The organism is Microbacterium jejuense, assembly GCF_019511665.1.
Classification (GTDB): domain Bacteria; phylum Actinomycetota; class Actinomycetes; order Actinomycetales; family Microbacteriaceae; genus Microbacterium; species Microbacterium jejuense_A.
The window spans coordinates 54,543-74,720 of the sequence record NZ_JAEUAW010000005.1; the positions used below are offsets into that span (position 1 = coordinate 54,543).

Annotated in this window: 23 protein-coding genes; 10 read left to right on the forward strand and 13 right to left on the reverse strand. The window is 71.8% G+C overall.

Annotated elements, in window-relative coordinates:
* Positions 1–58: 58 nt before the first annotated feature.
* The 6 genes from JNB62_RS08020 to JNB62_RS08045 form a co-directional block, all read right to left on the reverse strand.
* Positions 59–553, reverse strand: coding sequence for a GNAT family N-acetyltransferase (locus tag JNB62_RS08020; protein WP_220300355.1), 495 nt, complete (start codon positions 551–553; stop codon positions 59–61).
* 99 nt (positions 554–652) lie between these two features.
* Positions 653–2,329 carry a ribonuclease J gene (locus JNB62_RS08025; protein WP_220300356.1) on the reverse strand — a complete coding sequence of 559 codons (1,677 nt, stop codon included), beginning with the start codon at positions 2,327–2,329 and terminating at the stop codon, positions 653–655.
* Positions 2,330–2,399: 70 nt separating this feature from the next.
* Positions 2,400–3,377, reverse strand: a complete 978-nt coding sequence (gene dapA, locus JNB62_RS08030) for a 4-hydroxy-tetrahydrodipicolinate synthase (RefSeq protein ID WP_220300357.1) — start codon at positions 3,375–3,377, stop codon at positions 2,400–2,402.
* 58 nt (positions 3,378–3,435) lie between these two features.
* Positions 3,436–4,200: an SDR family NAD(P)-dependent oxidoreductase gene (locus JNB62_RS08035; RefSeq protein ID WP_220300358.1), complete on the reverse strand. Its 765-nt coding sequence runs from the start codon at positions 4,198–4,200 to the stop codon at positions 3,436–3,438.
* A 30-nt stretch (positions 4,201–4,230) separates the two neighbouring features.
* Positions 4,231–4,755: a dihydrofolate reductase gene (locus JNB62_RS08040; RefSeq protein WP_220300359.1), complete on the reverse strand. Its 525-nt coding sequence runs from the start codon at positions 4,753–4,755 to the stop codon at positions 4,231–4,233.
* A complete protein-coding gene (locus tag JNB62_RS08045) occupies positions 4,752–5,561 on the reverse strand; it encodes a thymidylate synthase (RefSeq protein ID WP_220300360.1) in 810 nt (269 codons plus the stop codon). Before JNB62_RS08045 ends, JNB62_RS08040 begins: the two co-directional genes overlap by 4 nt.
* A 126-nt stretch (positions 5,562–5,687) precedes the next feature.
* On the opposite strand from JNB62_RS08045, the gene JNB62_RS08050 reads away from it, so the two are divergent.
* From JNB62_RS08050 to JNB62_RS08065, 4 genes are all read left to right on the forward strand, one after another.
* The gene (locus tag JNB62_RS08050; protein ID WP_220300361.1) at positions 5,688–6,125 is read left to right on the forward strand and encodes a TlpA family protein disulfide reductase; all 438 of its coding nucleotides are present in this window, start codon (positions 5,688–5,690) and stop codon (positions 6,123–6,125) included.
* Entirely contained in the window at positions 6,118–6,750 is a 633-nt protein-coding gene (locus tag JNB62_RS08055; protein WP_220300362.1) for a DUF4395 domain-containing protein, read from the forward strand. Before JNB62_RS08050 ends, JNB62_RS08055 begins: the two co-directional genes overlap by 8 nt.
* Positions 6,751–6,971: 221 nt before the next feature.
* The gene (locus tag JNB62_RS08060) at positions 6,972–7,397 is read left to right on the forward strand and encodes an OsmC family peroxiredoxin (RefSeq protein WP_220300363.1); all 426 of its coding nucleotides are present in this window, start codon (positions 6,972–6,974) and stop codon (positions 7,395–7,397) included.
* A complete protein-coding gene (locus JNB62_RS08065; protein ID WP_220300364.1) occupies positions 7,390–8,316 on the forward strand; it encodes a TIGR01777 family oxidoreductase in 927 nt (308 codons plus the stop codon). Before JNB62_RS08060 ends, JNB62_RS08065 begins: the two co-directional genes overlap by 8 nt.
* Positions 8,317–8,324: 8 nt before the next feature.
* Here the strand turns inward: JNB62_RS08065 and JNB62_RS08070 are convergent, their stop codons facing one another.
* Both JNB62_RS08070 and dapB read right to left on the reverse strand, forming a co-directional pair.
* Positions 8,325–8,774, reverse strand: a complete 450-nt coding sequence (locus tag JNB62_RS08070; protein ID WP_220300365.1) for a tetratricopeptide repeat protein — start codon at positions 8,772–8,774, stop codon at positions 8,325–8,327.
* Positions 8,771–9,601, reverse strand: coding sequence for a 4-hydroxy-tetrahydrodipicolinate reductase (dapB, locus tag JNB62_RS08075; protein WP_220300366.1), 831 nt, complete (start codon positions 9,599–9,601; stop codon positions 8,771–8,773). Before dapB ends, JNB62_RS08070 begins: the two co-directional genes overlap by 4 nt.
* Before the next feature lie 98 nt (positions 9,602–9,699).
* Between dapB and JNB62_RS08080 the strand changes: the two genes are divergently transcribed.
* On the forward strand, positions 9,700–10,173 hold the full coding sequence (locus JNB62_RS08080; protein ID WP_220300367.1) for a GNAT family N-acetyltransferase: 474 nt from the start codon (positions 9,700–9,702) through the stop codon (positions 10,171–10,173).
* Positions 10,174–10,183: 10 nt separating this feature from the next.
* Here the strand turns inward: JNB62_RS08080 and JNB62_RS08085 are convergent, their stop codons facing one another.
* The 3 genes from JNB62_RS08085 to JNB62_RS08095 all read right to left on the reverse strand — a co-directional run bounded on the left by JNB62_RS08085 (position 10,184) and on the right by JNB62_RS08095 (position 14,562).
* Positions 10,184–10,786 carry a histidine phosphatase family protein gene (locus tag JNB62_RS08085; RefSeq protein ID WP_220300368.1) on the reverse strand — a complete coding sequence of 201 codons (603 nt, stop codon included), beginning with the start codon at positions 10,784–10,786 and terminating at the stop codon, positions 10,184–10,186.
* A 136-nt stretch (positions 10,787–10,922) separates the two neighbouring features.
* Positions 10,923–11,999, reverse strand: a complete 1,077-nt coding sequence (locus tag JNB62_RS08090; protein ID WP_222855858.1) for an aldo/keto reductase — start codon at positions 11,997–11,999, stop codon at positions 10,923–10,925.
* A gap of 283 nt (positions 12,000–12,282) precedes the next feature.
* Positions 12,283–14,562, reverse strand: a complete 2,280-nt coding sequence (locus JNB62_RS08095; RefSeq protein ID WP_220300369.1) for a polyribonucleotide nucleotidyltransferase — start codon at positions 14,560–14,562, stop codon at positions 12,283–12,285.
* Between the two features lie 309 nt (positions 14,563–14,871).
* Between JNB62_RS08095 and JNB62_RS08100 the strand changes: the two genes are divergently transcribed.
* From JNB62_RS08100 to JNB62_RS08110, 3 genes are read left to right on the forward strand one after another with little or no spacing between them, the layout of a single operon-like run.
* Positions 14,872–15,054, forward strand: coding sequence for a DUF5302 domain-containing protein (locus JNB62_RS08100; RefSeq protein ID WP_220300370.1), 183 nt, complete (start codon positions 14,872–14,874; stop codon positions 15,052–15,054).
* A gap of 17 nt (positions 15,055–15,071) precedes the next feature.
* Positions 15,072–15,257 carry a hypothetical protein gene (locus JNB62_RS08105; protein ID WP_220300371.1) on the forward strand — a complete coding sequence of 62 codons (186 nt, stop codon included), beginning with the start codon at positions 15,072–15,074 and terminating at the stop codon, positions 15,255–15,257.
* Positions 15,254–15,910 (forward strand): hypothetical protein, encoded by a 657-nt coding sequence (locus tag JNB62_RS08110; protein WP_308291753.1) that lies wholly within the window; start codon positions 15,254–15,256, stop codon positions 15,908–15,910. Before JNB62_RS08105 ends, JNB62_RS08110 begins: the two co-directional genes overlap by 4 nt.
* A 9-nt stretch (positions 15,911–15,919) precedes the next feature.
* On the opposite strand, the gene JNB62_RS19570 is transcribed toward JNB62_RS08110, so the two are convergent.
* Entirely contained in the window at positions 15,920–17,908 is a 1,989-nt protein-coding gene (locus tag JNB62_RS19570; protein ID WP_220300372.1) for a GDSL-type esterase/lipase family protein, read from the reverse strand.
* A gap of 139 nt (positions 17,909–18,047) precedes the next feature.
* Here JNB62_RS19570 and JNB62_RS08120 point away from each other — a divergent pair, with 139 nt between their 5' ends.
* Complete coding sequence (locus JNB62_RS08120; protein ID WP_220300373.1) at positions 18,048–18,653, forward strand: DedA family protein; 606 nt, start codon at positions 18,048–18,050, stop codon at positions 18,651–18,653.
* A 36-nt stretch (positions 18,654–18,689) separates the two neighbouring features.
* The gene (locus tag JNB62_RS08125) at positions 18,690–19,523 is read left to right on the forward strand and encodes a DNA/RNA non-specific endonuclease (protein ID WP_220300374.1); all 834 of its coding nucleotides are present in this window, start codon (positions 18,690–18,692) and stop codon (positions 19,521–19,523) included.
* A 3-nt stretch (positions 19,524–19,526) separates the two neighbouring features.
* Here JNB62_RS08125 and JNB62_RS08130 read toward each other — a convergent pair whose 3' ends face one another.
* Positions 19,527–20,177, reverse strand: coding sequence for an FMN reductase (locus JNB62_RS08130; protein ID WP_220300375.1), 651 nt, complete (start codon positions 20,175–20,177; stop codon positions 19,527–19,529).
* Between the last annotated feature and the right edge of the window lies 1 nt (position 20,178).

Consider the following 20,178-nt stretch of genomic DNA (forward strand, 5'->3'; position numbering starts at 1 on the left):
CGGTAGGCCGCAGGCCCGACATTTCCGCGGAACCACGCCGCTCTGCGGCCGCTCCCGGCTACCGCAGGCGCTTGACCATCGTGTCGCGCCCGTGCCCGGCGTGGACGACCGCGAAGCCCTCGCTGCGGTACAGCGTCGCCGCGAAGTTGCCCCGTTCGACGCTGAGGCTCAGACGTGCGAACCCGTCCACCCGCGCCTGCTCGCACAGGCGCTGCAGCAGCGCGCGGCCCACGCCGTGCGCCCGCCACACGGGCCGCACGCCGATGATCAGCTCGGGCACCCCCGTGCCCACGTACCCGAAGCCCGGATCCGTGCGGGGAAGCATGCGGTACCACGCGGCGCCCACCGGAGCACCGGCCGGGTCCTCGGCCACGAAACCGACGTCGCCGGGTCGCATCCAGCCCGCGACGTAACGCCGGTGGTCGTCGCCGCCGATGATCTCGTGCCGCGGCCGGGCCGATCCCGGGCGCCAGTTGGCCGCCTCGACCACCATGTCGCCGAGGAAGGAGCCATCGGCCCCCACGGCGGGCCTGATCCGGAACGAAGACGCCACGGACAGATGGTACGGCGCGCGTGTTACGACGCGGTGACGATGACGGATGCCGCATCCCGGCGCCCACCGAGCGTGGATGCCCGCGCTCGGCGGACCCGGCTACGCCTCGATCACCAGCGGCACGATCATCGGCCGGCGGCGCAGCGACTGGTTCACCCAGCGGCCGATCGTGCGGCGCACCACCTGCGACAGCGCGTGCTGGTCGCGCACGCCCGACTGGGCGGCCTCGGCGAGCGCGGCCGCGATCTTCGGCTTGACGTCCTCGAACACGGCGTCGTCCTCGGCGAACCCGCGGGCATGCACCTCGGGCCCCGAGATGACCTTGCCGGTGGTGGCGTCCACCACGACGATGACCGAGATGAAGCCCTCTTCGCCCAGGATCCGGCGGTCTTTGAGGTCGGCGTCGGTGATCTCGCCGACGGTCGAGCCGTCGACGTACACGAAGCCGAGGTCGAGCTGGCCGACAGCCTCGGCCACGCCGTCGCGCAGGTCGATGACGGTGCCGTTCTCGGCGAGCAGCGTGCGCTCCTCGGCGATGCCGGTGTCCTGCGCGAGGCGAGCATTCGCCATCAGGTGCCGGTACTCGCCGTGCACGGGCAGGACGTTGCGCGGCTTGAGGATGTTGTAGCAGTACAGCAGCTCGCCGGCGGCGGCGTGGCCCGACACGTGCACCTTGGCGTTGCCCTTGTGCACGACGTTGGCGCCGAGCTTGGTGAGCCCGTCGATCACGCGGTACACCGCGTTCTCGTTGCCCGGGATGAGGCTCGAGGCGAGGATGACCGTGTCGCCGGGGCCGGGCTCGATCGCGTGGTCGAGGTTCGCCATGCGGCTGAGCACCGCCATCGGCTCGCCCTGCGAGCCCGTCGACATGTAGACGATCTGGTCGTCGGGGAGGTCGCGCGCCTTCTTGTAGTCGATGAGGACGCCGTCCGGGACCTTGAGGTAGCCGAGGTCCTCGGCGATCGTCATGTTGCGCACCATGCTGCGGCCGAGGAACGCGACGCGACGGCCGTGGGCGGCTGCGGCATCCAGCACCTGCTGAACCCGGTGGACGTGACTGGAGAAGCTCGCCACGACGACGCGGCGCGGCGCCTTGCCGATCACCTGGTCGAGCACCGGTCCGATCGAGCGCTCGGTGGGCGTGAAGCCGGGCACGTCCGCGTTCGTCGAGTCGACCAGGAACAGGTCGACGCCCTCTTCGCCGAGTCGCGCGAACGCGCGCAGGTCGGTGATGCGGCCATCCAGCGGCAGCTGGTCCATCTTGAAGTCGCCCGTGGCGAGCACGAGCCCGGCCGGCGTGCGGATCGCGACGGCGAGCGCGTCGGGGATCGAGTGGTTGACCGCGACGAACTCGAGCTCGAACGGCCCGAGGTTCTCGCGCTGGCCCTCGGCGACCGTCAGCGTGAACGGCTTGATGCGGTGCTCTTTCAGCTTCGCCTCGACGAGCGCGAGCGTCAGTCCCGACCCGATGAGCGGAATGTCGCTCTTGAGCTTGAGGAGGTAGGGCACGGCGCCGATGTGGTCCTCGTGCCCGTGCGTCAGCACGACGCCGACGATGTCGTCCAGGCGGTGCTTGATCGGCTCGAAGTCCGGCAGGATCAGGTCGACGCCCGGCTGGTGCTCCTCGGGGAACAGCACACCGCAGTCGACGACCAGCAGCTTGCCGCCGTACTCGAACACGGTCATGTTGCGGCCGACCTCACCGAGGCCGCCGAGCGGGACGATCCGCAGCGTGCCGGCAGCGAGCTCAGGCGGGTCGTACAGGGTGGTGGGCATGTGAAGCCTCCTCCGGATGCCGGAGCATCCGTTCATCTGTCGTGCTGTCGCGGCGCGACGGCACGATGTGTCATCTCGTGGTGCCCGAGACCTTCGGCAGCGCGCCACCGGCGGCGGCGTTGCGGTCGGGGCGGAAGTTCGAGAAGTCGGCGCCGGCCACGTCGCTCACGAGGGCCAGCTCGTCCTCGATCATCGCGGCCTCCCACTCCTCCGGCCCGACGAGCGGGAGCCGGACGCGGGGACTGGAGATCCGGCCCAGGCCGTGCAGGACGTACTTCGTCGACACCGTGCCGGGCACGTGGGTCATGAGGGCGCGCACGAGCGGCTCAAGACGCCGGTGCTCCGCGGTCGCGGCCGCGAGATCGCCGCGGTTGACGGCATCCACGATCACGCGGTACGGCTGGGCGGCGACGTTCGCCGTCACGCCGATGAGCCCGGTCGCCCCGATCGCGAGGTGCGGCAGCACGTTCGCGTCGTCGCCCGAGAAGTACATCAGGTCGGTCTGGTTCAGCACGCGGCTGACCTCGCTGAAGTCGCCCTTGGCGTCCTTGATCGCGAGGATGTTGGGGTGCTTGGCGAGGCGCAGGATCGTCTCGTACTTGATCGGGACGCCCGTGCGGCCGGGAATGTCGTACAGGATCACCGGCAGGTCGGTCGCGTCGGCGACCAGGCGGAAGTGCGTCAGGATGCCGGCCTGCGTGGGCTTGTTGTAGTACGGCGTGACGATCATGATGCCGTCGGCGCCGGCCTTCTCGCTGGCCTTGTAGAGCTCGATGGCGTGGGCGGTCTCGTTGGAGCCGCCGCCCGTGATGATCTTCGCCCGTCCGGCCGAGACATCCTTGCCCACCTCGACCAGGCGCAGCTTCTCGGCGTCGGTGAGGGTCGACGTCTCACCCGTGGTGCCCGTGACGACGATGCCGTCCGCCCCCGCGGTGATGACATCGTCGATGTGCTTCTCGACAGCGGGCCAGTCGACCTCGCCGTCGGCCGTCATGGGGGTGACGAGCGCGACGAGCACCTGTCCGAAGGGATTGCCCGTATGCGTCATGACTTCAGATTATCGGGATGCCGCACCCGCTGCGCACGGCCCACCCGCCGCGGACGGGTCAGCGGCCGCGTTCGCCGATGCGGGCGGCGAGCGACGCGGGCGCGAAGCGCGCGAGGCCGACCAGGATCTTGTACCGCAGCGACGGGATCGACACGGGGACACCGTGGGCGACGTCGCGCAGCGACTGCGCCACGACGTCGCTCGCCTGGAGCCACATGAAGCCCGGCACGCCCTCTTCTCCCGGGCCGAGGCCCATGCGCTCGTGGAAGCTGGTGTGCGTGTACCCGGGGCACACCGCCGTCACCGTGACACCGCGCGTCCGGTAGCGGCCGTTGGCCCAGCGGCTGAAGCTCACGAGCCACCCCTTGCACGCGCCGTACGTCGATCGCGGGATGAACGCCGCCACCGACGCGACGTTCACGATCCGGCCGTGACCGCGCTTGAGCATCGCTCCCAACGCGGCGTGCGTCAGGCGCATCGGCACCTCGACGTGCAGCCTCAGGTGCCGCACCTCGTCCTCGATGTCGTTGCTCTCGAAGGCGAGCGGGAGCCCGAAGCCGGCGTTGTTCACGAGGATCTCGATGGGACGCTCGGCGTCGGCGACGCGTGCCACGACGCGGTCGCGCTGACGAGGCTTGACGAGGTCGGCGGCGAGCACCTCGACCTCGACGCCGTAGGTCCTGCGCAGGCGGACCGCGATCTCGTCGAGCGCGGCGCGGTCGCGCGCCACCAGCACGAGGTCGGCGCCCTTGGCCGCCAGTTGCCGCGCGTACTCCGCGCCGAGCCCCGAGCTCGCGCCCGTGATGAGTGCCGTCTTGCCCATGCGCGCCAGCCTATTGCCGCCGTACGCGCCTCAGGACGCGGCAGCGGGGACGAGAGAGAGGAACCGGTAGCGGATGCCGGAGCCCGAGGTCGTCCACTCCCCCTGGCCGCCCTCCGCAGGCGTCCACCCGGTGCGGTCGGGTGCCCTGGTGTCGCCGTCGACGTCGAGGTCGAGCTCTGTCACCTCGAGGCGGTCGGCGCAGCGCATCGCCTCGCGGTACAGCTCGCCGCCGCCGATCACCCAGATCCACTCCGGCTCGTCCTCCTCCGCCAGAGCCAGCGCGGCCTCGAGTGACGCGGCGCGCTCGGCGCCGGCATCCTGCCAGTCGTCCTGGCGCGTGACGACGATGTTGCGCCGCCCGGGCAGCGGGCGGAAGCGGGCAGGGAACGACTCCCACGTGCGGCGGCCCATCACGACCGGGGCGCCGAGCGTCGTCGCCTTGAAGTGCGCGAGGTCTTCGGGCACGTGCCACGGCATGCCGCCGCGCGCGCCGATGACGCCGTCCCGCGCCTCGGCCCAGATGAGGCCGACCCTGCTGCGTCCGCGCGGGGTCATACCGCGACCGCGGCGCGGATCGCGGGGTGGTGCTGGTAGTCCTCGACGACGAAGTCCTCGTAGCGGTAGTCGAAGATCGACTCGGGCTTCCGCGCGAACCGCAGCGTCGGATACGGGTACGGCTCGCGCGTGAGCTGCTCGCGCACCTGCTCGACGTGGTTGTCGTAGATGTGGCAGTCACCGCCCGTCCATACGAAGTCGCCCGGCTCGAGCCCGGTCTGCTGCGCGATCATGAGCGTCAGCAGGGCGTAGGACGCGATGTTGAACGGCACGCCCAGGAACAGGTCGGCGCTGCGCTGGTACAGCTGGCACGACAGCCTGCCGTCGGCGACATAGAACTGGAACAGCGCGTGGCACGGCGCGAGAGCCATGTCGGGGATGTCGGCGGGGTTCCACGCCGACACGATGAGGCGGCGCGAGTCGGGGTTCGTCCTGATCTGCTCGATCACCTGCGCGATCTGGTCGATGTGCCCGCCCGACGGCGTCGGCCACGAGCGCCATTGCACGCCGTAGACGGGACCCAGCTCGCCCGACGCGTCGGCCCACTCGTCCCAGATCGTGACGCCGTTCTGCTGCAGCCACGCCACGTTCGACTCGCCGCGCAGGAACCACAGGAGCTCGTACGCGATCGACTTGAAGTGCACGCGCTTGGTGGTGATGAGCGGGAAGCCCTGCGACAGGTCGAAGCGGATCTGGCGTCCGAACGCGCTCGTGGTGCCCGTTCCGGTGCGGTCGTCCTTGTGCGTGCCGTGCTCGAGCACGTCGCGCAGCAGGTCCTCGTAGGGGGTGGGGATCGGCGTCGTCACGGCTGCCACGATACCCGCGGCATCGCCGCCGGGGGCGGCCACCCGCCGGTCCGCCGTGTTACGCCCAGCGCGTCATATTCGCATTTCCAGTCCCCATCCGGCCGAATGGGGTTAACCTGTTCTGCTGTGACCCTCGTCGGTGCCGTCATCGCGCTCGTCCTGCTGCTGGCAGGCAGCGCCGCGCTCGGCGTCTTCGTGAACTGGCGCGCCACGCGCCCGCGCCACGACGTCCAGCACGAGGTCGTCGACCCCCGCCGTCTCGGGGCCGACGGGCTGGGCGAGCGCGCCACCCTCCTGCAGTTCAGCACCGAGATGTGCGCCCGCTGCCCTGGCGTGCACCGCATGCTCTCGTCCATCGCCGACGACCACGAGGGCGTGCGCCACCTCGACGTCGACCTCACCCACCGCCCCGACATCGCCAAGCACTTCCACGTGCTGCAGACCCCCACCACTCTCGTGCTCGATCGCCACGGCGTCGTGCAGACCCGCTTCGGCGGCACGCCTGGCCGCGAGGTCCTCGAGCTCGAGCTCAATCGCCTGATCGCGGAGGACGCGAATGTCTGATCGATCGGATGCCGCCACCCCGCGCCCCCGCGCCCCGCGAGGCACGATCGATCCCCGCGGTCCGCGGTTCGCCGCGGCCATCACCTCGGTGCTGCTGATGATCACCGTGTTCTTCGGGCTGACCGGGCTGTCGACGGCGCAGATCACGGCGGACTCGGTGACCTCGTTCGGCTGGTTCGCGTATCAGCCCCTCGCCGACGCCGTCTCCGTTTCCGACGGCAGCCCGTGGGCCATCACCTACGCCTCCGTCGCGCAGCGCATCCTCGACCCCGCGTTCCTCCTCCTGCTCCTGGCCGCGATCCTGTTCCTGTGGGGCGCCGCGTGGCCGCGCACCGCACCGTGGGGCGTCCTGTTCCGCAAGGTCGTCGCGCCCCGGCTGGCGCCGCCCACCGAATGGGAGGACGCGCGTCCGCCGCGCTTCGCGCAGGGCGTCGGCCTGTTCGTGTCGGTCATCGGACTCGTGCTGCAGCTGTTCGGCGTGCCGTGGGCGCTGCCGATCGCGGCTGCCATGGCGTTCGTCGCGGCGTTCCTCAACGCGGTCTTCGGCCTGTGCCTGGGCTGCCAGCTGTACCTGCTGCTGCAGCGCGCCGGTCTCGTCGGCCGCGCACGCCCGGCCGCAGCCTGATCGCCGCCGCCGTGAATCGCGCACGAATGCAGGCTGCGCGCACGCCGCGGCCGCCCGCCTACCGCGAACAGGCCCGACTCGCCGCGCACTGCCTGCATTCGCGCGCGTTTGCGCCGGACCACCCACGACGACGGCCGGGGCCATCGCGCCGCGGCATCGCTCGCGGTTAGGCTGACGCGAGACGTCCCGAACGCGGACGCCCCCTGAGCGAGGAGGCCCCCATGACCGTCACCAGCGAAGCCAAGAGCACGTGGAAGGGCAGCCTGTTCGACGGCGCCGGCGAGGTGTCGCTCGCGTCGTCGGGCGCGGGGACGTTCGCGGTGAACTGGAAGGCGCGCAGCGAGGGATCCACGAGCGTGACCACGCCCGAGGAGCTCATCGCCGCCGCTCACGCATCGTGCTTCAACATGGCACTGTCGAACGCCCTCGCCGAGAACGGCACGCCGCCTGAGCAGGTCGACACGACCGCCTCCGTGACGTTCAAGCCCGGTACGGGCATCACCGGCAGCCACCTCAACGTCAACGCCGTCGTCCCCGGACTGTCGGCCGAGGACTTCGAGCGCATCGCGCAGGGCGCCAAGGCCGGGTGCCCCGTCTCGCAGGCGCTCGCGGGCATCGAGATCACGCTCGAGGCCACGCTTGCCTGATCCCTCACGTCGTGCCGGCGGCGGCCGTGTGGTCGTCGCCGGCGCGTCGGGGCTCATCGGGCGCGCGCTCGTCGAGAGCCTCCGCGCCGACGGCGTCGAGGTGACGACCCTGGTCCGGCGCCCCGCCGCGGCCCCGCACGAGGTCGAATGGCTCACCTTCGGCCGACCGCTCGACCCGGCGGTACTCGACGGCGCCCGCGCCGTCGTGGGTCTCAACGGGGCGAGCATCGGGCGGTTCCCGTGGACGCCGTCGTACAAGAGCACGCTGCTGTGGTCGCGCATCACGCCGACGCGCGCCCTTGCGCGCGCGGTCCGCGAGCTGGGGACGGATGCCCCGCACTTCGTGTCGGCGTCCGCCGTGGGCTACTACGGCTCCGTGCCGGGCGTGCGGCTCGCCGAGGACTCCGGCCGCGGCGAGACGTTCCTCGCCGACCTGTGCGGCGAATGGGAGGGCGCGGCTCTGGGAGCCGGCCCCGACGCCGCCGTCACGCTGGTGCGCACGTCGCCCGTCGTGCACGCCGAGGGCGTGCTCAAGCCGCTCCTCGTCCTGACCCGGCTCGGCCTCTCGGGCCCGATCGGCCGCGGCACGCAGGTGTGGCCCTGGATCTCGCTCGACGACGAGGTGCGTGCGATCCGGCACGTGATCGACGAGCGCCTCACCGGGCCCGTGAACCTTTCGGGCCCGACGCGCGCCACCGCGAACGACCTTGGCTTCGCTCTCGCCATGCGCATGAACCGGCCCTACCTGCTGCGCGCGCCGGTGTGGGGCATGGATCTGGTGCTCGGTGCGGATGCCACGGCGGCCCTGCTCACCACGGATGCGCACGTCGTGCCGGACGCGTTGACCGCCTCAGGCTTCGCGTTCACCCACACCACCGTCGAGGACGCGGTCGCGGCGGCTGTGCCGCCGGCATCCTGAACCGCCCGTCAGCGGGGGCGGTCGGTCTTCTCGAGCCGGATCGCGGTGCGCACGGCCTCGCGCGCCCGACGGCGATCGCCCGCGGCGTCGTACGCGACGCCCAGGCGGTACCACACGCGCCAGTCCTCGGGGTGCGCCTCGGCGGCGGCCCGGTAGGCGGGGAAGACGGCATCCGCGTCCTCACGCAGGACCCGCCCGCTGGGGCGCACCGACACCGCATCGTCGGGCAGAGCGCCCTCGGCCTCGAGCCGGCGGCCCAGCTGCTCGGCGCGCACGCCGAACCACAGCTCGCGGCCGAGCGCCCACGCCGCGATGAGCGGCAGCACGACGAGGGCCGCCCCCATGCCGACGCCGATCGGGTCGCCGCTCATGAGCAGCAGCCATGAGCGCTGCCCCACCAGCACGATGTACAGCGCCAGCAGCACCGCCATGACGGCGACGCCGATGCGTGCGCTCATCGCCCGTCGGCGAACGGCCCGGTCGCGCGCGCGACCTGACCGGGCACGCCGCCCTCGTCGACCGGCGTCACGTCGGCCGGTGTCGCGGGGCGTCCGATGCCGATGTCGATCAGGCTGTCGAGGCCGACCGTCACGCCCTTCGCGTCGCGTGCCGCGGCGAGGGCGAGTCGGATGCCGCCGGCATAGGCCTGCGCCGGCTCCACCGTGTCGTGCACGATCGTGAGCGACTCCCCCGCGCCCGAGAGGATCGTCTCCTGCCGGGCGACCACGCCGGGACGGCGCAGCGAGTGGATCGGGACGCTCGCGACCTGCTGACCGCGGGCGCGCTGGTCGACGTGGGGCGACTCCACCGGGCCGACGGCGTCGCGTGCGGCTGCGATGAGCTCGGCGGTGCGCACGGCGGTGCCGCTGGGCGAGTCGATCTTGGTCTCGCGATGGGCCTCGACGATCTCGATCGACGGGAAGAACGGCGCGGCGGCGGCGGCGAGCGCCGACCCCAGCACCGAGCCGAGAGAGAAGTTGGGGATGAACACGGCGCCGGTGCCGGCCGCCTCGACGAGAGGCCGCACCAGCGCGATGCGCTCCGCCGACCAGCCGGACGTGCCGATCAGCACGTTGACACCGCGCTCGATCGCCGCACGGACGACATCGATCGACACCGCAGGCGTCGAGGCGTCGACGACGAGGTCGGCGCCGTCGAGCTCCGACAGCTCGGAGCGCGAGGTCAGCACGGCCGAGACCTCGAAGCCGGGCTCGGCCTCGACGACATCGCGGATGATGCCGCCCAGCTTTCCGGTTCCGCCGACGATGGCCACGCGAGTCGTCATGCCCTCCATCCTAGGCGGGGCCTGCGGCAGCCCGGGCTCGCGCCCGCCGGCCCTGCAGGCAGCAACGTGCAGGCGTCGGCAGCGCCTACGCTGGAGGCGTGGTGACCCTGCGCCCCTCCCCCGTCGACGCTCCCGACGCGCATCAGCTGCTCGACGAGTACTTCCGCTCCCGCACCGTCGGCTTCGCCGAGCAGGGCGTCGCGTACCGCACGACCTTCCCCGATCCGGCCGCGTTCGTGCCGCCGGCCGGCGTCTTCGTCGTGCTGGACGACGACGAGGGCGAGCCCATGGGGTGCGGCGGCATCCGGCTCATCGCACCGGGCCCCCTCGGCGTGCGCTACGAGCTCAAGCACCTGTACCTGCGCCCCGAGACCCGCGGCCGGGGCTGGGGGCGCCTGCTCGTCGAGGATCTCGTCGAGCGCGCGCGGGGGTTCGGCGCGGCCGAGCTCGTGCTCGACACCCACCACTCGCTCGAGGCGGCGGGCGCCCTGTACGCGCGCACCGGCTTCACGGCCATCGAGCCGTATAACGACAACCCGAACGCGTCGCGCTGGTACGGCAAGGCCCTCTGACGCCCGCGGGTCAGACCGGGTAGAGCTCGGGCAGCCCTGTGCGCAGCTCGACCGGCAGGTGCGACATGTCGTTGTGCGAGAGCAGCGTCCACGGTCGCCCCTGCTTCTGCGCGATCACCGTCAGGCCGCAATGCGCCTGGTTGAGGGTCATCCAGCGCCAGTCCGGGGCCTGCAGCACTTCGCGCACGAACCACGAGATGACGAAGTTGTGCGTGATGAGCAGCTCGTGCACTTCGCCGCGCTTGCGTACCAGGAACTCGCTCGTGGCATCCGACATCTGCGCGCGCCCGGCCTCGATCTCGGCCTCGGTCACCGACCCGAAGAACGGCTCGAACACGGCCGGCGTCTCTTCGGTCATGCCGGTCGGCACGCAGTCGAACAGCAGCGAGGACGGTTCGGGCTGCAGCGACGGCATCCGCTCGGCGACGGCGCGCGCCGTCTGGCTGGCCCGCTCCAGGGGCGAATGCCACACCGCGTCGAACGGCACCCCCGAGAGCCGGTCGGCCAGCAGCGCCGCCTGACGCCGCCCGCGCGGCGACAGGGGCCCGTCGGCCAGTCCGTGCTCGGCGTCCTGGTGCTCGCCATGCCGCACGAGGTAGATGTAGTGCGTCACACCGCTCACTTCGCCATCGAGGTACTTCGGGGGATCATCGGCCCGGTGGGGCGGGCACGTCCTCCACATTACGTCACGCCCGGACGCGGAGGGATGCCGCCACCCGGGGTCTGTGGAGAACCGGCGTCGGCGGGCGCTATTCGGCGGCGCGCGCGATGTCGGCCAGCTGGCTGCGGCTCAGCCGCACCCCGACGCCCTGCACGAGCTCTTCGACGTGCTGAGGGGCGTACGCGTTGACGATGGGCGCCGTGACGAGCTTCTGCGCGAGCAGCCACGCGACCGCGACGGCCGCATCCGGCACGCCGAGCTCTGCGCCGACGCCGTCCAGCGCCCGCAGCGTCCGGCCGCCTCGGCGGTTGAGGTTGGCGGCCAGCTGCGCGCCGCGCACCGAGAGCGCCCCGCGCAGCTTGGAGCGCTGGCGTCCGGCGAGGAAGCCGTGCTCCAGCGCATGCGACGGTGTCACGGCCATGCCCTGCGCGCCGGCGACGAGGCGCAGGTCGGCGTCGAACTCATGACGGCGGAGCACGTTGAACGGCACGTCGAGCACCGTGATGCGCGGGTAGCCGGCGGACGCGAAGATGCGCGCCTCGACCAGCTGCGCCGCCGTGTATCCGATCGCGCCGATCGTGCGCGCCTTGCCCGCCTCGACGATCCACTCCGCCGTGGCGAGGGTGTCTTCGAGCGACGACGCGCCACCCGAGGTCGCGTCGAGGTAGAGCACGTCGATGCGGTCCGTGCGCAGGCGGGTGAGGGACGCCTCGACGGCCCGGACCAGGTTCACGGGGTCGAGCCCCGGGTTGTCGGCGTGACCGCCGACCCGCACGCCGAGGACGACGTCGTCGCGAAGGCCGCGCGAGTGCAGCCACTGGCCGATGATGTGCTCGCTGCGGCCGCTCGCGAAGCTGTCGGAGGTGTGCACGGCGTTGCCGCCGAGCTCCGCGTAGGCGTCGAGGATCGCATGGCTGGACTCGAGGTCGACGTTCCAGCCGAACTCGGCCCCGCCGAGGATCAGCGGGAACACCTCGGGTCCCCCGTCGCCGAGCGCCACGCGGACGCTGCTGCCGACCCCCGGTCCCTGCACGGGGATGGGCGCGGACGGGTGGGGTCCGCGCGCGACGGTGACGTCGGGCTCGACGGCACCGTGGGGCTCGATCGGGGCACCGGCCGCGGAACCCGACGCGCCGAGCGCGGAGTCAACGCCGAAATAAGCCATGTGCCACCCCCTCACGACGGTCCTCGCCTGGCGGTCTGGAATCCTTCGTGATCACTTGTACGCACCCCCCGGCGCGTACTAAGAGGGTAGGGCAGTCCGGACAGCACACCGTGCGCTGAGGCGAACTGTCGATAAACATTACATAACGCTTTGGTCACGAAGGCCTGATCTTCGCGGATCTGTCCCCCTTTCGGAGGACAGATCGCCGATCTCGCAGACCGGACGACGGATGCCCGCCCCCTGCCTTCAAGGAGGGGACGGGCATCCGGATGATACGAGGCGATCAGCCCTCCGCGGGCGCCTCGGGGCCCTCGCTGGCCGCGGCACGACCCTCCTGGTCAGCGGCCTCCTCGAGCACGGGCTCGAGCGACAGCTTGCCGCGGTCGTCGATCTTGGTGATCTTGACGAGCAGCTTCTGGCCGACCGACAGGACGTCCTCGACGTTCTCGACGCGCTTGCCGCCGGCGAGCTTGCGGACCTCGCTGACGTGCAGCAGGCCGTCCTTGCCGGGCAGGAGCGAGATGAACGCGCCGAACGTCGCGATCTTCACGACCGTGCCCAGGAACTGCTCGCCGACCTCCGGGTTGGTGGGGTTGGCGATCGCATTCACCTGCGCACGGGCGGCCTCGGCCGAGGGGCCGTCGGTCGCGCCGATGTAGACGGTGCCGTCCTCTTCGATCGAGATCTGCGCGCCGGTCTCGTCCTGGATCGCGTTGATCGTCTTGCCCTTCGGGCCGATCAGCTCGCCGATCTTGTCGACCGGGATCTGCACGCTGATGACGCGCGGGGCCGTCGGAGCCATCTCGTCCGGACCGTCGATCGCGGCGTTCAGGACGTTCAGGATCGTCAGACGCGCGTCCTTGGCCTGCGTCAGCGCCGCCGACAGCACGGACGACGGGATGCCGTCCAGCTTCGTGTCGAGCTGGATCGCGGTGACGAACTCGCTGGTGCCCGCGACCTTGAAGTCCATGTCGCCGAGCGCGTCCTCGGCGCCCAGGATGTCGGTCAGCGCGGCGTAGCGCGTCTGGCCGTCGACCTCGTCCGACACGAGACCCATCGCGATGCCGGCGACGGGCGCGCGCAGCGGCACACCGGCGTTCAGCAGCGACAGGGTCGAGGCGCACACCGAGCCCATCGACGTCGAGCCGTTGGAGCCGAGGGCCTCGGACACCTGCCGGATCGCGTACGGGAACTCCTCGCGGCTGGGCAGCACCGGCACGAGGGCGCGCTCGGCCAGGAAGCCGTGCCCGATCTCGCGACGCTTGGGGCTGCCGACACGGCCGGTCTCACCGGTCGAGTACGGCGGGAAGTTGTAGTGGTGCATGTAGCGCTTGCTCGTGATCGGCGACAGCGAGTCGATCTGCTGCTCCATCTTGAGCATGTTGAGCGTCGTGACGCCGAGGATCTGCGTCTCACCGCGCTGGAAGATCGCCGAGCCGTGGACGCGCGGGATGACCTGCACCTCAGCGTCGAGCGGACGGATGTCGGCCAGGCCGCGACCGTCGATGCGGACGCCCTCCGAGAGGATGCGGCCGCGCACGATCTTCTTCGTGACGGACTTGTAGGCGGCCGAGAACTCCAGCGTCGCGATGGCGGGCAGCTCGCTCGCCTCGACGGCGGCGATCAGCTCGGCCTTCACGCGGTCCTTGACGGCGTCGTCGGCGTTCTGGCGCTCCTGCTTGTCGGCGATCTGGTACACGCCGACGAGGTCGTCGTAGGCGCGACCGGCGACGAAGTCGTAGACCTCCTGGCTGTACGCGGGGAACACCGGGTACGGCTGGATCTCCTTCGCGGCGGTGTTCGCCACGACGTTCTGCGCCGCGACGAGCTCCTTGATGAACGGCTTGGCGGCCTCGAGGCCCTGCGCGACGATCTCTTCGCTCGGCTTGGTGGCGCCGCCCTTGATGAGGTTCCAGGAGTGCTCGGTCGCCTCGGCCTCGACCATCATGATCGCGACGTCGCCGTCGGGCAGCACGCGGCCCGCGACGATCAGGTCGAACACGGCGTCCTCGAGCTGCGTCACGGTCGGGAACGCGACCCACTGGTCGGCGTTCTCGCCGTGGCCCGGGATGAGCGCGAGGCGCACACCGGCGATCGGGCCCGAGAAGGGCAGACCCGAGATCTGGGTCGACAGCGACGCGGCGTTGATCGCGAGCGCGTCGTAGAACTCGCCCGGCGCGATCGAGAGCACGGTGACGACGATCTGGACCTCGTTGCGCAGACCGTCGACGAACGACGGGCGCAGGGGACGGTCGATCAGACGGCAGACCAGGATCGCCTCGGTCGAGGGGCGGCCCTCACGACGGAAGAACGAGCCGGGGATCTTGCCCGCGGCGTACGAGCGCTCTTCGACGTCGACCGTCAGCGGGAAGAAGTCGAAGCCCTCGCGGGGCTGCTTGCTCGCGCTCGTGGCCGAGAGGAGCATCGTCTCGTCGTCGAGGTACGCGGCGACGGCGCCCTGCGCCTGCTGCGCGAGTCGTCCGGTCTCGAACCGGACGGTGCGGGTGCCGAAGCGGCCGTTGTCGAGGACGGCTTCGGCGAACGTGATTTCCGGACCTTCCAAGAGGTCCCTCCTTCTTTGTTTAGGCTCGCACGCGCGTTTCGCGCACGAGCTTGTGCGAAGGAGCAGGAACAGGCAGATCTCGGCGCGCGGCACTGCCGCGGGACTCGCCAGCACTGGTCACCAGTAGAAGACCACCCGCAGCTAGCGCGTCGGGGAACCCACCAATGGGGACCAGCTTCCTGCCGGCCTGCTCCGTAAGCTCATATGTAATTGAGCGGATGCCACAAGGCAACCCGCACAAGCCTATCAGTGAGCACCGCGAACCCCCTCACCCTGGCGAGCGTCGGACGCCGCGCCTAGGGTGGGGGCATGAGCACCGACGAGAAGCCGGCGTCTGCGGCATCCGATGAGATGAAGCGCAAGTTCAGAGAAGCGCTCGACAAGAAGAACGCGCAGCAGCGCGACGGCGAGTCGCACCTGGACGCCGATTCGGCGATCCACGGCACGCACGGGGCGATGACCAAGCGCGAGTTCCGCCGCAAGAGCGGGTAGGGGTACCGAGGTGTGACATGAGCGACTTCCGCGAGAGCATCCCCGACGACGAACGGGACGTGCCGCTCGACGACGACGCCGAGCTGGAGCTCCCGCCACCGACCATCGATCCTCTGGAAGCGATCGAGGACGAGGTCGACGAGCAGGAGTCCGAAGAGCGCGAGGCCGCCATCGAGGCGGGCCAGATCGACCCGCACGAGTGAGCCGGCGGCGAGCGGTCGACTCGACCGCGCGGACCACCCGGCGCCTGCGACGCGAGTCGTGGGGCTTCGCGGTCGGATCGGCGCTCTTCTTCGTCGGCGTGATCCCCGCGTACGCCGCGTGGGCCGGACCCGTCGGGACGAACGCGACGTTCTTCGTCGGCTCGCTGTTCTTCACGGCCGCGGCGCTCGTCCAGCTCCTGCTGACCGGGCGCCGCGCGCCGGACTCGCGCACCAACCGCGCCGACCGCGCGGACTGGTGGGCGGCCGCGATCCAGTTCGCCGGGACGCTCCTGTTCAACGTGTCGACCGCTGCGGTCCTCGTCGCCGCGCTCGCCGATCCGGGCTACGTCGGCGCAGGCTGGCGCCCCGACGCGTGGGGCTCCGCGGCGTTCCTGATCTCCAGCGCGCTGGCCGTCCTCGCGACGAAGGACCGCGGCCAGCTGTGGGATCGAGACGCGCGCACGTGGCACGGCACCGGCCTGAACCTGCTGGGGTCCATCGCGTTCGGCGTCTCGGCGGTCGCGGCGTTCGTGGTGCCGTCGACCGGGGAGCTGGTCAGCGCGCTGTGGGCGAACCTCGGCACGGGGATCGGCGCGGCATGCTTCTTCGTCGCCGCGCTGCTCGCGCGGCGCTCGATCACCAGGACGAGCTGAGGGGATGCCTCACCCGGCGCGCAGTCCGGCACGCACGTCGCCGCGCCCGCCGATGAGCACGTAGCCCTCGTGCTTGGCCACGCGCCCGTCCCCCGCCGTCCTGCCGCGCAGGCGCCGCCACACCCACGGGAGCGCGTCGCGGCGCAGCCAGGTGCCGCTCGCGACGGGGTCGTCGTCGGCGTGGAGCGCGGCCTCGAGGTCGCCGAGCGCCTCGGCATCGGGCACCCCGAGCGCTTCGGCGGCGCGGTATGCCAGAAACCGGTGCCCGCGCGAGCGCAGGTGCACCTTGTCGTCGGCCCACAGCTCGAGATCGGCGATCGCGGGCCGTCCGCCGGCGTCGAGGAACACCGCGGTATCGAGCAGCGCGGCTCCGGTGTCGGCAGCGATGCGGCGAAGCTCCGACGCGAACATCGCGAACCGGCGCGCGAAGATCGCCGCGGCGCGGCGGCCGGGGAGGAAGGGGGTCACGAGCAGCACATCGATGCCGGCATCCCTCAGCCGTCGCACGGCGACCTCGACGTCGGCCGCGACGGCCACCGGATCGACCCGCCGCGCGACGAGGTCGTTGGCGCCGATCAGCACCGAGACGAGGTCGGGACGCAGGGCCAGGGCCTGCGGCACCTGCTCGTCGACGAGGCTGCGCACCGTGCGGCTGCGCACCGCGAGATTCGCGTAGCGGAACGGCTCGTCGCCGCGGCGGGCGTGTGCGAGCAGCTGCGCGAGGCGATCGGCCCAGCCGCGATACTCCCCCGCCGGCATGCGCGACGTGTCGCACAGCCCCTCGGTGATCGAGTCCCCCAGCGCCACGAAGCGCGACCACGTGCGACGCCCGGCAGGCGGCTCCGGAACCGACGGACGCGTGACTCCGCCGCGCGGGAGCGCGTCGTCGATGGGCCGCAGCTGTCGCGCCTCGTCGTAGTGGGCCATGAGGCGCCGGCAGACGGCATCCCACGTGCGATCGCGAACGGACTCCCCCGCTGCGGCCGCGAACGCGCGCCGCTTGCCCCCGTCGCCCACGAGATCGGCGACCCGCGCCCGCAGGTCGGCGAGGTCGCCCGGCCGGTAGAGCCAGCCGTCGACGCTCGAGCGCACGAGATCGACCGGCCCGCCGACGCCCGTGGCGACGACCGGCACGCCGCTGGCGAGCGCCTCCTGGATGGTCTGCCCGAACGTCTCGCTCTCGCCCGGGTGCACGAACACGTCGAAGCTCGCCAGAGTCTCGGCGAGCGCGTCGCCGCTGAGGTGGCCGGTGAACACCGCGTGCGGCAGGAGGCGCTCGAGGGCCGGTCGCGCGGGGCCGTCGCCGACGATGACGAGACGGACGCCTTCGAGCCCGGCGAGCGCGGCGAGGTCCTGCACCTGCTTCTCGGGTGCGAGCCGCCCGACGTAGCCCACGATGAGCTCGCCGGGCGCGATGCGGGCGCGCCACACCTCGCTGCGCCGCTGCGGCCCGAAGCGCGCGGTGTCCACGCCGCGACCCCAGCGGCGCAGCCTGTCGACGCCCAGCTCCTCCAGCTGCCGCATCGAGGCCGTGGACGGCGCGAGGGTGAGCGTGGCGCGCCGGTGCAGACGCGCAAGATGGCGGCCGACGAGGGACGAGGCGTGAGGCATCCCGTACTTCTCGGCGTAGGCCACCACGTCGGTCTGGTAGACGGCGACCGCCGGCACGCGCAGCGCGTCGGCGGCGGCGACCCCCTGCCATCCGAGGACGAACGGCGATGCGAGATGCACGACGTCGGGCGCGAACTCGCGCAGGATCGCCGTCAGGCGTGCCGCGCGCGCGAAGACCACGCGCACGTCGGGGTACGACGGCAGCGGCACCGACCGCATCAGCTCGGTGCGCGCGCCATGGAGGTCGGTCGTGATCTCGCCGGCGCGCGGCGCGATCACGAGGGTCTCGTGGCCGTCGGCGGCGAGGTGGCGCAGGACGTGGAGCACCGACCCCGTCACCCCGTTCATGTGGGGCAGGAACGATTCGGCGAGAAGTGCGACTCTCACGTCACCAGCGTGACGGCCTCGGAGCGGCGGGATGCCGCGAACCGGCGCGCGCCCGCAAGTGTTCACCGGATGCACCGCGGCAGGTCACCGGACGTGCCCCGTTCGGTCGCCGTTCACCGCGTGCGCGTAGCAAGGAGGGGTGGTCGAGGACCTGCTGACCGAAGTGGCGCGCAGCGCCTGGGCGCTGCCGCTGCTGTTCGTCCTGGTTCTGGGCGATGCGTTCCTGGTGGTCATCCCGGGCGAAGCCGCCGTCACGGCGCTCGGGGCGCTCGCCGTGGCACAGGGCGAGCCGATGCTCGCGGCGATCGTGCTGGTGGCGGCCGCGGCCGCGCTCACCGGCGATGCCCTGTGCTACCTCGTCGGGCGGACCGTCGGGCTGGAGCGGTGGCGGTGGATGCGGGCGCCGCGGACGCGGGCCGCGTTCGCATGGGCGCGCGTGCGCCTGGAGCGGCGCGCGGCGCTCGTGCTGTTCACGGCGCGCTTCATCCCGTTCGCCCGCCTGGCGGTCAACCTCACGGCGGGCGCGACGCGGCTGCCCGCCCCCCGCTATCTCGCCGTGGCCGGGCTCGCCGCTCTCGCGTGGGCGCTGTACCAGGCGCTCGTGGGCGCCGTCGTGGCGGCGATCGTCCCGGGCGGCCCGGTGGTGGCGGTCGTCGTGTCGGTCGTGTTCGCGGTGGGACTCGGCCTCGTGATCGACGCCGTGCTCGCCCGACGGCTGCGCCCAGCGCGCCCGCCGCGGGGCTGATCGATCATGTCGGGCGTACGAGACAGGATGAGGGGCATGACACAGGCGAGCGCCGCAGGGTACGACGACGGCTTCCTCGGCGCGGCACCGCAGGTCGCCGTGCCGCTGCCGCGCCCGGCCGACGGGCGCACGACCCGCGAGCTGACGTATCCGCGGTTCACCGTGCTGCTCGACCCCGAGCGGCGCCTCGCCGCGGTGACGGGCGTGAACATCGACGGCTCCGCGCTGCTCGATCTGCCGCGCACGGGTCAGTGGCGACTCGACCCTCGCGTGGCGGACGACGAGCAGGCAGGCCCCGCGGTGTACGCCGACAACGACCTCGACCGTGGGCACCTGGTGCGTCGGCGCGATCCGGGGTGGGGCACAGTGTCCGAGGCGCGGGCCGCCACGGCGGCCACCTTCGTGTACCCGAACGCGGCGCCGCAGGCGAGCGGCTTCAACCAGTCGAAAGAGCTGTGGCTCGGCCTCGAGGACCACGTGCTCGAGTTCGCTGATGCCACCGATCAGCGCCTCGCCGTGTTCACGGCGCCCGTGCTGGCCGACGAGGATCCCGCGTATCGCGGCATCCTCATCCCCCGCCGGTTCTTCAAGGTCGCGGCGTGGGCGACGGCCGATGCCGACGGGCCGAGGCTCGCGGCGGCCGGCTTCGTGCTCGACCAGTCCGACCTCATCGACGTCGTCCAGGGCGCCCTCGCGGTGCCGCCGCTCGGCGCGTTCCGCACGTTCCAGGCGCCGGTGGCCGATATCGCGGCGCTCTCGGGCATGGACCTCGGCCCGCTGGTCGCCGCCGACGTGCTGCCGCGTACGGCGGTGCGCGGAGAGGACGGCTGGCGTCTTCTCCGCGCACCGGCGGATGTGTTCCTGGGCTGAGCGCTACTCGCCCGACAGACCGCCCAGCAGGTGGCCGAATGAGCGGCCCTCGCCGAGGTAGTTGGCGGGGTCGAACGGGTCGCTGTCCTTCGCGGGCTCGCGCCGCGCGATCGCCTCGGCGAGTTCGCGTGCACCGCGGTCGACGCGCTCGGCGAGCGGCGCCACGTTGTCGGCGCTGGCGCCCCAGTCGCTGGACGCGGCGAACACTCCCGTCGAGACGGGTTCGGCGTGCAGGTAGGTGAACAGCGGCCGGATCGCGTAGTCGATCGCGAGCGAGTGCCGCGCCGTGCCGGCGTTCGCGCCGATGAGCACCGGCTTGCCGGTCAGCGCGTCCGGGTCGAGCACGTCGATGAACGACTTGAACAGCCCGGAGTAGCTGGTCGAGAAGATCGGCGTGACGACGATGAGGGCATCGGCCGAGACGACGGCGTTGATCACCGACTCCAGCGCCGGAGGCGCGAAGCCTGTCAGCAGGTTGTTCGTGATGTCGTGCGCGTAGTCGCGCAGCTCGAACACGTCGACCTCGATCTCGATGTCACGGTCCGACAGCTGCTTGGCGGTCGCCGCGGCCAGCCGGTCTGCGAGCATGCGCGTCGACGACGGGTTCGACAGACCGGCCGAGACGACGGCGATGCGGCGCGGCGTGCCGGCCATG